The organism is Streptomyces sp. NPDC051243 (genome assembly GCF_044455405.1).
Classification (GTDB): Bacteria; Actinomycetota; Actinomycetes; order Streptomycetales; family Streptomycetaceae; genus Streptomyces.
Map to the genome: position 1 here is coordinate 266,530 of NZ_JBITES010000002.1, position 11,700 is coordinate 278,229.

Annotated in this window: 13 protein-coding genes; 7 read left to right on the forward strand and 6 right to left on the reverse strand. The window is 69.3% G+C overall.

What is annotated here, in order from left to right:
• Positions 1-100: 100 nt before the first annotated feature.
• Positions 101-1,093, reverse strand: coding sequence for an aldo/keto reductase (locus tag ACIBAG_RS05095; protein WP_399101093.1), 993 nt, complete (start codon positions 1,091-1,093; stop codon positions 101-103).
• A 144-nt stretch (positions 1,094-1,237) separates the two neighbouring features.
• On the opposite strand from ACIBAG_RS05095, the gene ACIBAG_RS05100 reads away from it, so the two are divergent.
• Positions 1,238-2,173, forward strand: coding sequence for a nuclear transport factor 2 family protein (locus ACIBAG_RS05100; protein ID WP_399101095.1), 936 nt, complete (start codon positions 1,238-1,240; stop codon positions 2,171-2,173).
• Here ACIBAG_RS05100 and ACIBAG_RS05105 read toward each other — a convergent pair.
• Both ACIBAG_RS05105 and ACIBAG_RS05110 read right to left on the reverse strand, forming a co-directional pair.
• Complete coding sequence (locus ACIBAG_RS05105; RefSeq protein ID WP_399101097.1) at positions 2,170-2,355, reverse strand: DUF397 domain-containing protein; 186 nt, start codon at positions 2,353-2,355, stop codon at positions 2,170-2,172. The genes ACIBAG_RS05100 and ACIBAG_RS05105 overlap by 4 nt on opposite strands.
• Complete coding sequence (locus ACIBAG_RS05110; RefSeq protein WP_399101099.1) at positions 2,352-3,164, reverse strand: helix-turn-helix domain-containing protein; 813 nt, start codon at positions 3,162-3,164, stop codon at positions 2,352-2,354. The genes ACIBAG_RS05105 and ACIBAG_RS05110 overlap by 4 nt, the downstream gene beginning before the upstream one ends.
• 83 nt (positions 3,165-3,247) lie before the next feature.
• On the opposite strand from ACIBAG_RS05110, the gene ACIBAG_RS05115 reads away from it, so the two are divergent.
• Positions 3,248-3,667, forward strand: a complete 420-nt coding sequence (locus ACIBAG_RS05115; protein ID WP_399101101.1) for a hypothetical protein — start codon at positions 3,248-3,250, stop codon at positions 3,665-3,667.
• Positions 3,668-3,706: 39 nt separating this feature from the next.
• On the forward strand, positions 3,707-6,295 hold the full coding sequence (locus ACIBAG_RS05120; protein ID WP_399101103.1) for a DUF6185 family protein: 2,589 nt from the start codon (positions 3,707-3,709) through the stop codon (positions 6,293-6,295).
• A gap of 49 nt (positions 6,296-6,344) precedes the next feature.
• On the opposite strand, the gene ACIBAG_RS05125 is transcribed toward ACIBAG_RS05120, so the two are convergent.
• Positions 6,345-6,905, reverse strand: coding sequence for a Uma2 family endonuclease (locus ACIBAG_RS05125; RefSeq protein WP_399101105.1), 561 nt, complete (start codon positions 6,903-6,905; stop codon positions 6,345-6,347).
• Between the two features lie 45 nt (positions 6,906-6,950).
• On the opposite strand from ACIBAG_RS05125, the gene ACIBAG_RS05130 reads away from it, so the two are divergent.
• Positions 6,951-7,703 carry an aminoglycoside adenylyltransferase family protein gene (locus ACIBAG_RS05130; protein WP_399101107.1) on the forward strand — a complete coding sequence of 251 codons (753 nt, stop codon included), beginning with the start codon at positions 6,951-6,953 and terminating at the stop codon, positions 7,701-7,703.
• A gap of 13 nt (positions 7,704-7,716) precedes the next feature.
• Here the strand turns inward: ACIBAG_RS05130 and ACIBAG_RS05135 are convergent, their stop codons facing one another.
• On the reverse strand, positions 7,717-8,400 hold the full coding sequence (locus ACIBAG_RS05135) for an SGNH/GDSL hydrolase family protein (protein ID WP_399101110.1): 684 nt from the start codon (positions 8,398-8,400) through the stop codon (positions 7,717-7,719).
• A gap of 130 nt (positions 8,401-8,530) precedes the next feature.
• Here ACIBAG_RS05135 and ACIBAG_RS05140 point away from each other — a divergent pair, with 130 nt between their 5' ends.
• From ACIBAG_RS05140 to ACIBAG_RS05150, 3 genes are all read left to right on the forward strand, one after another.
• Entirely contained in the window at positions 8,531-9,514 is a 984-nt protein-coding gene (locus ACIBAG_RS05140; protein WP_399101112.1) for a WD40 repeat domain-containing protein, read from the forward strand.
• 64 nt (positions 9,515-9,578) lie between these two features.
• Positions 9,579-10,232: a hypothetical protein gene (locus tag ACIBAG_RS05145; protein WP_399101114.1), complete on the forward strand. Its 654-nt coding sequence runs from the start codon at positions 9,579-9,581 to the stop codon at positions 10,230-10,232.
• Positions 10,229-10,780, forward strand: a complete 552-nt coding sequence (locus ACIBAG_RS05150) for a hypothetical protein (RefSeq protein WP_399101116.1) — start codon at positions 10,229-10,231, stop codon at positions 10,778-10,780. Before ACIBAG_RS05145 ends, ACIBAG_RS05150 begins: the two co-directional genes overlap by 4 nt.
• Before the next feature lie 106 nt (positions 10,781-10,886).
• Here the strand turns inward: ACIBAG_RS05150 and ACIBAG_RS05155 are convergent, their stop codons facing one another.
• A complete protein-coding gene (locus ACIBAG_RS05155; protein WP_399101118.1) occupies positions 10,887-11,684 on the reverse strand; it encodes a TetR/AcrR family transcriptional regulator in 798 nt (265 codons plus the stop codon).
• Positions 11,685-11,700: the final 16 nt, after the last annotated feature.

Consider the following 11,700-nt stretch of genomic DNA (forward strand, 5'->3'; position numbering starts at 1 on the left):
AGTCTGGCGCCGGGAGGGGATGCTCCGCGTCGTCCGCCCGCTGCCTCCTTGTTCAACCGTTCGATGGAACGGTGTCAGGGGGAGATACGGGGGCTGGGCGCTACCAGGCGAAGGCCTCCGGGGACGGCCCCGGACCCGGGAAGATCTCGTCCAGACCCGCCAGCAGCTCCTCGCTCAGTTCCAACTCGGTGGCGCGCAGGGCGGATTCGAGCTGCCCGGCCGTGCGCGGGCCGACGATCGGGCCGGTCACGCCCGGGCGGGTGAGCAGCCAGGCCAGGGCGGCCTCGCCGGGCTCCAGGCCGTGCTTGTCGAGCAGGTCCTCGTACGCCTGGATCTTCGACCGTACGGCCGGGTCGTTGAGGGAGTCGGCGGCCCGCCCCGAGCTGCGTCGCCCGCCCTCGACCTCCTTCTTGATGACGCCGCCGAGCAGGCCGCCGTGCAGCGGCGACCAGGGAATGACCCCCAGCCCGTAGTCCTGCGCGGCCGGGATGACCTCCATCTCGGCGCGGCGCTCGAAGAGGTTGTACAGGCACTGCTCGCTGACGAGGCCGATGGTGCCGCCGCGCCGAGCGGCGATCTCGTTGGCCTGGGCGATCTTGTAGCCGGGGAAGTTGGAGGACCCGACGTAGAGGATCTTGCCCTGCTGGACGAGGACGTCGATGGCCTGCCAGATCTCCTCGAAGGGAGTGGCTCGGTCGATGTGGTGGAACTGGTAGACGTCGATGTAGTCGGTCTGGAGCCGCTTGAGCGAAGCGTCCACGGCGCGCCGGATGTTCACGGCCGACAGCTTGTCGTGGTTGGGCCACGCCGCGCCGTCCGGGCCCATGTTGCCGTACACCTTGGTGGCGAGGACGACCTTCTCGCGCCGCTCGCCGCCCTTCGCGAACCAGTTGCCGATGATGGTCTCGGTGCGGCCCTTGTTCTCGCCCCAGCCGTACACGTTGGCGGTGTCGAAGAAGTTGATGCCCGCGTCCAGCGCGGCGTCCATGATCGCGTGACTGTCCGCTTCGTCCGTCTGCGGACCGAAGTTCATGGTGCCGAGGACGAGGCGGCTGACCTTGAGTCCCGTGCGTCCGAGCTGCGTGTACTCCATGGATATGCACGCTAACTGCGTGGAGTGCGCTCTAGGCAAGGAACCTTGACGCTAACTGTGGGTTAGTGCTTTCCTGTGGGAAGTGTCAGCTTGAACATTCAATATCGCGCGGTCTCGCGGCCCCCTGCTCGGAAAGAGAGCCACATGCCCCCCACCACGCCTCTCCGCAAGACACTCGTCGCCGTCACGGCCGCCTCGGCCCTGCTGGGCGCCGCCGCCGTGCCCGCCGCGGCGTCGGCGCCGACCGCCGGCACCGGGCACGTCACCTTCGGCTACGGCGACTCAGCCCGCCTCGGCTACCAGAAGTCCGTCACCGTCCGCGTCCTCAAGGGCGTGTTCGAGCGGGGCGACACCGAGGTCGTCGACCGTTACGTCCGCCCGGACTACATCCAGCACAACCCGCTCGCGCCGGACGGGGCGGAGACGCTGAAGAACCTGGGCGTCGCCGTCCACCAGCAGTTCCCGGACGCCGAGTACGACGTCAAGCGGGTCATCTCCGAGGGCGACCTGGTGCTGGTGCACTCGAACGTGGTGATGACGCCGGGCACGCGCGGCACGGCCGTCTTCGACATCTTCCGCTTCCAGGGCGGGAAGATCGCCGAGCACTGGGACGTGGGGCAGGAGGTGCCCGCGACCACGGCCAACGGCAACGACATGTTCTCGACGGAGAGCTGGCCGCGGACGGAGCAGCCGGGGCCGCGGTGGCTGACCGCGTACAACAAGAAGCTGGTCACCAAGGCGTTCGACCAACTGCTCGTCCAGAAGGACATGTCCGCCATCGACCGGTACTGGGGCCCCGAGTACCACCAGCACAACCCGAACATCGCGGACGGTGTCGAGGGCGTGAAGTCAGGGCTGGGCGGTTACTTCGCCGCCTTCCCGCAGCTGAAGGTCACGCCGAAGCGGGTGATCGCCGAGGGCGACCTGGTGGCGGTGCACAGCCACTACGTGAACGCGCCGGGCGAGCGGGGGCAGGCGATCGTGGATCTGTTCCGGGTGCGGGGCGGGAAGATCGTGGAGCACTGGGATGTGATCCAGGATGTGCCGGCTACGTCCGCGAATGACAACGGGATGTTCTAGGGCAGGGAGTTGAGGAAGGTCGTCCAGGTGGCGGGGGCTATCTGGACGGCCTCCTGGCCGTTGTCCGTGGGGGTCTTGGAGTCGCGGATGTGGATGGTGGTGGGGGTGAGGGCTACTTCGACGCACTCGCCGCCCTGGCCGCCGCTGTAGCTGCTCTTGAACCAGTGCAGGTCGGTACTCATAGGTCCCGTGCCACCTTGTCGATCAGTTCTGCCGACTCATCCGGATTGAGAGCCTGAGCTCGCAGGATGCCATACTGCGTGAACAGGTCGCCCAGGTGTGGCTGCTCGCTGACGAAGTATCCGCCGCCTGGTCCTTCGACGTAAGCGAGCTGCCTGCGTTCCTCGGTTTCCAGCAGGATCATGGGGCCGTTCAGAGAGGCGTGTTCCTGCCGATCGGTCGGCATCACCTGGATCTCGATGTTGCGGCGCTTCCCGACGCCGAGCAGGTGCTCCAACTGCTTCCTCAGAGCGGACTTGCCGCCGATGGGGCGCCTGAGTGTGTGCTCGTCGAGCACGAAGCCAACAGTGGGTGCGGGCTTGCGCTCCATCACCTGCTGTCGGTCCAGACGTGCCGCCAGCCTGGCCTCGATCTCCTCCTCTTCCAGGGTGGGGCGTTGGGCGACGAAGATCGCCCGCGCGTAGGCCTCGGTCTGCAACAGGCCGGGGATCACATGGTTGGCGTACATGTAGATCGCGCTCGCCCCCGCTTCCAGCTCCGCGTAGTCCTCGAACCACGGTGGGAACCGGCTCGCCACCAGCTTCCTGCCGGCCGCTAGAAGTGCACCTTGTGCACCCAGTACCTCGTCCGCGATTTCGATGAACTTTCCCTTGGGCGGCCGCTCCCCCCGCTCCACCATGGCCACTTGGGACTTCGAGTACCCGACGTACTTACCCAGCCCCTCCTGCGTCATCGCGGCCCGTTCGCGGAAGAACCGCAACAACGAGCCGAACATCTCCAGGTTCCCCGAGCCTCGTTCACTCGCGCGCACACGCACCTCCCCAACTGCACAGCCCCGCACCACCACCACAAACCCCTGGTCACAGTATGTAAGCAGCCGGTTGCATTTGCGGCATGTACGAGAAAATCGCCAACCCCTGGCTCCCCGCCTGGATCCCCGACACCGGCCACGCCCTCCGCCACGCGGGCATCCACTTCGACGCCGTACGCATGAAAGGCGCCCAGGCGGAACGCACCGTCGCCGAACTCCTCCTGCGCACGCAGTTCGACGCGGGGCCGATCATCCGCGAGCTGACCGGCGAGCGGTACCTCTACTTCCTGTTGCCCCCGCAAACCGCCGTCCTCCACCGCTGGCCCTCCGGCGTACGCACCTTCACCCGCGCCGTCGGCTATTCGGCATACGTGGGCGTACCGGCCCTGACCGGTGTCACCTGGCCACTGGAGTGGCGGTCGATGCCGACCGAGGAAGTCCCTTTTGTGGAGGGTGAGTTGCTGCGCGAAGTTGTGGGCAGGATGTCCGAGGTCGCGAGATGACGAGTCGGTCGGGGGGCGGGCTTGTTGAGAGGTCGGGGGTTGGCGTCCGTCTTGGCGGCGGTGGTGTGTGTCCTGCTCACCTCAGGGGCCGCTCCCGCCGCGGAGGAGGCGGAGGACAAGTGCGCGACTGCCGGGCTCGCCGGGGCGCGGATCAGTACGAGCGTGGAGCTCCGGCACGGCGACCGCACCCACACCAAGATCGAGACTGACCTGACCGTGGACGTCCCTGCCGACTGGGCGTACGCCAAGGCTCTGCTGTTCGGCCGGGAGAGCCGGGCGTACATCAAGGCGATGGCCTGCCTCAGTCGGCCGGGGCCGGGTCAGCAGGACCCGCGGTGGTCGGAGTGGCGCCCCGGTCCGCCGGAGGTCACGACGAAGGGCGGCCGCGTCAAGGTCGTCCAGGAGGCCCACTCCTGGGTCAACGCGTACCGGTCGGCCATCGATGTGGGGGTCTGGCGGGTAACGGCCGGAGCCGACGTTTGGACGGTCGCCCTCCGTCCACCGCCCGCACTGGCGGGCTCGGTCTGGGAACGGATCACAGTGGATCCCGGCGAGCCCGGCATCGAGACCGCGACGCCGGGCTCGCCGACGGCGAAGGACGAGGAGACGTCCAAGCTGGTGTGGCGCCCGGCTGAGAAGCGACCGCATTCGGCTCCCACCGTCACCGTCTCCATCAGGCCGTCCTGGCAGCGTGCCTGGGCCGCCCAGTACGACCGACTGGGTGCCGCGGGACTCGACATGCTTGGCGGGCTGCTGTGGACGGTGACGATGTCCGGCCTGCTGCTGCGGGCGGCCGTCCTCTATCGCCGGCGAAGCTCCCTGCCTCCCGCCCGCCTGTGGCCTCTCGCACGCCAGAAACGTGTCCTACGGAACCTCGAATGGTGGGCCGTCACGGTCGTCGCCGTCTTCGTGCTGATCCATGCGGACGACCTGATCCGTCGCTACGACCAGAGGCCTGGCGCGGTGTGGTGGCTGGACGACGCCCTCATACGCGGGCATGTCTTCGCACTGGCCGCCGCCGCCCTGTTGTTCTCCTTCGCGAAACCGCCCTGGCGCATCTGGCTGGCAGGGGCTCTGCTGATGCTCCCGCCGCTGGCCACGATGACCTTTACGGAGGCCTTCGGTCTGTGCCAGAGGTGCGCAGGGGAGGAGGAGTGGTCGGCGTCCGACCTGGCACTCGCCGCGCAGACCACGGCCTCCTGCTGCCTCATGGCCTTGACCGTCCTCGGCTTCGTCGCCGTGGCCTGGCGGCTCGCCGTCGACGCGGAGCTGCTCCCGAAGAGCCGCCGTCCGGTCGGCCCCGGGCAACGGCCTCGAGACCGGGAGCTGCAACTGCGTATCGCCGGACCCGCCGTCGTCGTATGGACCGCTGCGGTCGCCGTCTCCTACGCGCTCACGGAGGAGCGCAACTGGCAGCGCGCCACCTGGCTCAGCGACCGCTGGGACACCGCGTACGGGCCTCTTCACCGGGAGGACTTCGCCTTCGAAACGGTGTGGTCAGCCTCGAACGGGCAGGAATGGATTCTCTCCTACGCCTGGATCCTGACCGCCGTGGCCGTGCTGGCCGTACTGCGCACCTGGCGCGCCCCGAGGCCGTCGCCGATGTCGCCTCTCGGTGACGGCGCGGACCGCCTGCTGTTTCTCGCGTTCTTCCCGCTCGCGGTGTCCATCGGTGGCGGCCATCTGGGCAGCGCGCTTGTCGAGGCCCTGTGGATACCTCTGTACATGCTGGCCCTGTACGCGGTGGTGGCCCCGCTCAAACGCCATGCCGTGCTGGAGCAGCCCTTCGAGATCTCCGAGCGGCCCCTTGCCGAGGACGCGGGCCCTGGAGCTCGTACGGCACTGCTGAACAAATCCCGGGTCTTCAGGGAGACCCACGCCGAGCTGCGCCGCCTCGACCAGGGGCTGACCGGCGACAAGCCACCCCGACGGGCGAGACTGGAAAGGACGTTGGACAGCCTTCACGACTGGCCGACGAGCGGACGTATGGCCCGCACCGACCGGCTCCCGGCGCATGTTTCCGTGGTCGACGCCGCTCTGGCGCTGGGGCCGAAGGACAACTGGTGGGACAACGGTGTCCGCGGCGCCCGGTTCGCCCTGATACCCGGTGTGCCCGCCTCCGTCCTCGGTACGTGGTCCAACTCGGTTCGGGGTGAGGCCTGGCAGGACACGCTGATGGACCTGCTCGGTCTGCCCGGAATGGTGCTCCGCATCCTCTGGTGGATGTCCAGCTGGGTCGGCGCGGGTTTCGTCCTCGGGGCGCTGTGGCGCGTCCTGCCCGGCCGGCGCGGGGCGGTCAAGGCCATCCCGGTCGCCCTCGCCTTCGCGCTGCCGGTGGCCGTGGACGCGGTCATCGGCTGGTTCACCAAGGAGGGCGCCGCCAACCTCGCGCTGTACGCCGCGACGATGCTGCTTGTCCTCACCGTCACCGGGATCGCACTCGACCTCGACACGTTCCGCACCGAACGCCGCTATTGGCAGAGCCGCCTGGGGCTCCTCCTGTCCGTCTACCAGATGCGCTACTACTCCCTGCAGGTCGCCTACCTCGTCGCTCAGGTCATCGCCGTGATCTCGATCTGGAAGTTCTTCGCCGAGCCGTCGTCGACACCACCGGCCGGTGACAAGTGACGCCGACTGGCCGGTCGAGGCGCAGGCGGAGGGGGACAGGCTCGCCGTGTCAGTCGCGGGGGAAGTCGTCCGTCTTGAGGGCGAGGTCGACCACGGTGCCGGTCAGGTCGACGTCGGTGCCGAAGTCCACCGGCGTCCGGTTCTCGTAGTCGCCGTCCTTGGGGTCCGTGTAGATGTAGCACCGCCCCTGGTAGGGGTCGGCGACGACGTATACGGGGACCTCGGCGACCGCGTAGGCGGTCTTCTTCGGGCCGTAGTCGTTGGCGGCCGTGCCCTCGGAGATGACTTCGGCGACGAACTCGACGTCCTGGTACAGCCAGTGGCCTGTGTCGTCCTTCCTCGCCGAGTCCTTGAGCATGGCGATATCGGGGCAGAAGCCGTTCTGGTGGCCCGGGAAGTCGATGCGGACGTCCGAGAACACCCTGACCTCTCTCCCGAAGCGATCTTCGAGTGCCCGGAGGATCCTGCGAATGATCCCCCAGTGCGTGTCCCGCTGCGGCGTCATATGGACGTTGCCCCCGACGATCTCGACCCTGAATCCTTCGGGGACGGGCATCCTCTCGAGCCGCTCGAACATCTCGTCGAGCCAGCGTGTGTCGCTCACGGCCATAAGTTCAACGATACGCACACCGACCACTACGGAGAGGAAGCTCATATGCCCGCCCAGGACACCCAGCCCCTCCTCCCCCTCCTCCACCACACCCTCGGCCCCGCCGTCCTCGGCATCTACCTCCACGGCTCAGCCACCCTCGGCGGACTCCGCCCCCACAGCGACGTCGACGTCCTGGTCGTCGTACGCGAGCGCACCACCGAGGCCCAACGCCGCGCCCTCGTCGAGGAGTTGCTGAGGGTGTCCGGCGGCGGCTCCCGCCCCGTCGAGCTCATCGTCGTCGTACAGGACGACGTACGGCCCTGGCGCTACCCGCCCACCCGCGACTTCCTCTACGGCGAATGGCTGCGCGCCGACTACGAGCGCGGTGTCACCCCCGCCCCCGAACCCAGCCCCGACCTCGCGCCGCTCCTCACCATGGTGCTGCTCGCCAACGCCCCGCTGTACGGTCCCCCACCCGCCGACGTACTCGACCCCGTCCCGCACGAGGACCTGCGGCGCGCGATCGTCGCCGGAGTGCCGGAGCTGCTCGGTGAGTTGGACGCCGACACCCGTAACGTGCTGCTGACGCTCGCGCGGATCTGGACCACCCTCGCGACCGGGGTCATCCGCTCCAAGGACGCCGCCGCCGACTGGGCCCTCCCGCGGCTCCCCGCCGAGCACCGGGCGGTCCTGGCACACGCCAGGGCCGTCTATCTCGGTCATGAGGAGGAGCGCTGGGGGGACGACGGGCTGCTGCCTGCGGTCCGGCCCTGCGCCGACTTCCTCGTCCGGGCCATCGAGAGCCGACCCGTGTAGTCGGACCCTGTCGTCAGACCGCGTAGGGCTCGCCCAGGTCCCACGCCTGGTACATCGCCTCCGCGAACGCCCCGGCGATCTTGTGCTCGCCGCTCGCGTTGGGATGCGTGCCGTCGTACGTGTCGAGGTGGATGTCGTACGAGGGGGGAGGGGAGGCCAGGAGCAGCGGCGAGCGTGGTTCGTCCAGGTCCGCCACCGCCTTCGCCAGCAACTCGTTGAAGCGGGCGACCTCGGCGGCGAACAGCGTCTCCGACTCGGCGCGCACATTGGGGATCACCGGGAGCACGACAATCCGCACCCGTGGGTTCGCCGATCGCGCCCCGGCGACGAAGCCGCGCACGTTCTGCGCCGTCTGCGCCGCGTTCGTATAGAAACCCAGGTCGATCAGGCCCAGCGACACCAGCAGCACATCCGCCCGGCACGACCGCACCGCATCCCCGATCAGCGGTGCCATGTGCAGCCAGCCCTCGCCCCAGCCGGCGAGGTGGGCGCGCGGGAAGGACGGGTCGCAGTCGGCGGCGTACTCGTACGAGGTCGGCTCGTCCGTCGCCTTGTCGTACAGCGTCTCGCGCGGGCCGACGAGGGCGAAGGGGCCGCCGTACGTCTCACGCAGGTGCTGCCACATGCGGTAGCGCCACGTGTGTTCGCCGGCGCTGCCGATGGTCATGGAGTCGCCGACGGGCATGAACCTGAGCATCCGCTCATGATGGACGATCGCTACCCGGCGGTAGGGGCGCGTGCGGTGTGAAGCCTGCCACGCCCCGCGGAATTCATCCTCCCGCACACTCCGCCGCCGAATCATCAGGGCGGATGGCAGGCTTGAGGGCATGCGCCGACCGCTCGCCATCCTCGCCGGAGTCCTCCTCGCCGGTGCGCTCGCCCTGCCCGCCTCCGCCGCCGACGGCAATGAGGACTTCACGATCAAGGACCCGCGCATCACGGAGTCCAGCGGCCTGGCCGCCTCCCGTGAGCACCCGGGCGTCTACTGGACGCACAACGACCAGGATGAGGGCGCCTACCTCTACGCCGTCGACAGTGCCACCGGCCAGACCGTCGCGACGATCACCCTGACCGGCGTGGGCACCCCGCGCGACGTGGAGGCGATCGCCATCGGGCCCGGCAACGAGATCTACGTCGGCGACATCGGCGACAACGACGGGGTGGAGTGGCCGTACGTGTGGGTCTACCGGCTGCCCGAGCCGAAGCAGCTCAAGGACCAGTCGGTGCGCGCCACGCAGTACGTGGTGAAGTACTCCGACGGGCCGCGCGACGCCGAGTCGCTCGTCGTGCACCCCAAGACCGGGCGTGTCTACATCATCGACAAGCAGGAGGACGGCGGGCACCTCTACGAGGCACCGGCCGAGCTCTCCGCCTCGGGGACGAACGTCTTCAAGCCCGTCACGCCCGTCGACCTGTGGGCCACCGACGCCGCCTTCTCCCCGGACGGCCGAACCCTCGCCGTACGCGGCTATTTCGGCGGTGTCGCCTACGACTGGAACGGCGGCAGGCTCAAGCGCCTTGAGCGCATCAGCGTGCCCCTCGGCCAGGGGGAGTCCGCCAGCTACTCACCCGACGGCACCAAGCTCATGCTCGGCAGCGAGGGAGCCAACAGCACGGTGGTGGCGCAGGACGCCCCGCAGGCCGCCGGGTCCTCCGACTCCTCCTCCGGCGGCGGCGGTTCGGCGTCCTCCGACGCCGCCGGGAGCGAGGACAGCGGGGGACCGAGCGGCGACATCAAGGTCGGCGCGATCGCGGTGGTCGTCGCGTGTGTCGTGCTGTTCGGGTTGCGGAGGCTGCTGCGACGGGGGTGAGCGGTCGGCTGTGCGGTGCCGGTATGGTGACGCCGCCCTCGTACGAAGGATCACCTGACCCCGCATGGACAGTCCCCCCATAACCCCCATACCCGCCACACTCCCCACACCCCCCGACGTCGCGCAGGTGCTCCGGCACAACAGCGCGCTGCTGTACCGGCACATCGCCTCGCGCCTCGCGCTCGCCCTGGCCTTGTTCGCCATTCCGTTCGTGTCGCATCTGGTCGGCTACGACGCCGCCCTGCCCGGGTTCGGAATCCCCGCCGCACTGCTCGTGCTGATCTTCCTCATGCTGCGGCTGCGGCACGGGTCGCGGCTCAAGGTGTGCAAGAGGGTGCTGGACACCTATCCCCTGGAGTACCGCACCCGGGTGTCCAGGAAGGGCTCGGAGTGGAAGTACCTCGGCGATGTGCACACCGTCCGGCTGTCGGTGCGCGGACAGCGCGGCGCGCCCAAGCTGCGGGCGGTCAACGCCACGACGATGCGCCGCTGGCCGAAGGAGGCCGAGGAGGGCGGAGCGTGGTTCGCCGGTGACCCGGCCTTCGGCGGCGTCATGATCGTGCCGGGCAGCGGTGACATGTTCTTCGTGCAGCCCGCCGACTGGCAGAAGTACGAGCAGGAGCGCGCCGAGGCCGGCCCGCAGCGCCTCGCTCTTGCCGAACAGGCCGGTATCTCCCGGCTGTTGGAGAAGGAACCGATCATCCTGGTGGGCGGATGAAGCGCGTACTGGGATGGGTGTGCGGCGTCGTGCTCGCCCTCGTGACCGCTCTGTGGTGCGGCATGGCCACCGCCGACCTCGCCCTGTCCGCCGGGGTCTACGGCACACCGGGCACCTACAAGGTGGAGCGCTGCTACGACACCGACAGCAGCGGCAGGAACTCCCGGTACGACTGCCACGGCGACTTCACGCCGGACGGCGGCACCGCCGACGACGCCGAGTACGTCCCCCTCGGCGACACGGGGCGCGACTACCCGGACGGCACCGAGTTCGACGCGCGGCAGGGGAACGACCCGGACACGATCCAGCGGGTCGGGTTCTGGGGCGTCGTGGGCGAGCTCTGGCAGGTCGCGGTCTGCGTCACCGTCCTCGCGATCCTCGGGTACCAGGCGATCAAGCCGCGTGGCCGGGACGCCCGCCGCGAGGCCCACCGCCGGGAGCCCTCGCCGCGCCAGAAGGCGGCCGACCGGGTGGGGTACGCCGTCCTGGTCGCCGTCCCAGTGGGCATCCTGAGCTGGATCGCGATGATCGCGGAGCCGACGTCTTGATGAGGACCACGCCCGCGTCAGGCTCCACCTCGCCGGACGCGGCGCGCTGAGGGACCAGGACCTGCCGTTCGGATCATGCCGGCGTACGGACGACAGGCCCTGGTTCCTACGAGCGGTCGGCGCCGCCCGCCATCCCCGCGCGCCGGGCGACGAACGCCTCCAGCCCGTCCAGGATCCGCTGCAGCCCGAACTCGAAGTGGTCGAAGTCGGGGCTCCAGGTGTTCTGGTCGAGGGACGCCATGAGGGGGTAGCGGCCCGACGCCAGCACCTTCTCCAGCATCGGGGTCTGGGCCTCCCAGAACTCCGTGTCGGTCAGGCCCGTCCGGCGCTCCGCCTCCTGGTGGTACAGCTGCGTGCGCGCGGCCCCGACGACGTATCCGTCGATCATGATGATCGCCGAGACCAGCTCCGGGTCGGACAGGCCCATCGGCTTGATGCGGGCCAGCACCTTCTCCATGCCGTCCAGGGCGCTCGGGCCCAGAATCGGGCGGGACTGGTTGACCTGGAGCAGCCAGGGGTGGCGCCGGTAGAGGGCGAGGGTCGCGCGGCCCAGGGCCTCCAGCGCCGAGCGCCAGCCGCCGTCGCCGAGGTCGGCCGGGTTCTCGGACGGGCGCTGCACGCGGTCCAGCATCAGGTCGAGCAGCTCGGCCTTGCCGGGGACGTAGCGGTACAGCGACATGGTGCCGGTGCCCAGTTCGGCGGCGACCCGGCGCATGGACACCGACTCCAGGCCCTCCGCGTCCGCGACCCGGACGGCCGCTTCCACGATCTGGTCCAGGGTGAGCGTCGGCTTGGGCCCGCGGCTGGGCCGTCGGCCCGTCTCCCACAGCAGCTCCATGGTGCGGGCGATGTCGCCGCTGCCGCTGGTCTCCGTGCCGCTGGTGCCACCCTTGCCGCTCGTCATGCGGTTCAGCTTAAGT

Coding starts and splice junctions, on each gene's coding strand:
- ACIBAG_RS05125 (WP_399101105.1), bottom strand. CDS start 6,905: ATGGCCGTGAGCGACACACGCTGGCTCGACGAGATGTTCGAGCGGCTC.
- ACIBAG_RS05155 (WP_399101118.1), bottom strand. CDS start 11,684: ATGACGAGCGGCAAGGGTGGCACCAGCGGCACGGAGACCAGCGGCAGC.
- ACIBAG_RS05140 (WP_399101112.1), top strand. CDS start 8,531: ATGCGCCGACCGCTCGCCATCCTCGCCGGAGTCCTCCTCGCCGGTGCG.
- ACIBAG_RS05135 (WP_399101110.1), bottom strand. CDS start 8,400: ATGCTCAGGTTCATGCCCGTCGGCGACTCCATGACCATCGGCAGCGCC.
- ACIBAG_RS05115 (WP_399101101.1), top strand. CDS start 3,248: ATGTACGAGAAAATCGCCAACCCCTGGCTCCCCGCCTGGATCCCCGAC.
- ACIBAG_RS05105 (WP_399101097.1), bottom strand. CDS start 2,355: ATGAGTACCGACCTGCACTGGTTCAAGAGCAGCTACAGCGGCGGCCAG.
- ACIBAG_RS05145 (WP_399101114.1), top strand. CDS start 9,579: ATGGACAGTCCCCCCATAACCCCCATACCCGCCACACTCCCCACACCC.
- ACIBAG_RS05150 (WP_399101116.1), top strand. CDS start 10,229: ATGAAGCGCGTACTGGGATGGGTGTGCGGCGTCGTGCTCGCCCTCGTG.
- ACIBAG_RS05095 (WP_399101093.1), bottom strand. CDS start 1,093: ATGGAGTACACGCAGCTCGGACGCACGGGACTCAAGGTCAGCCGCCTC.
- ACIBAG_RS05100 (WP_399101095.1), top strand. CDS start 1,238: ATGCCCCCCACCACGCCTCTCCGCAAGACACTCGTCGCCGTCACGGCC.
- ACIBAG_RS05130 (WP_399101107.1), top strand. CDS start 6,951: ATGCCCGCCCAGGACACCCAGCCCCTCCTCCCCCTCCTCCACCACACC.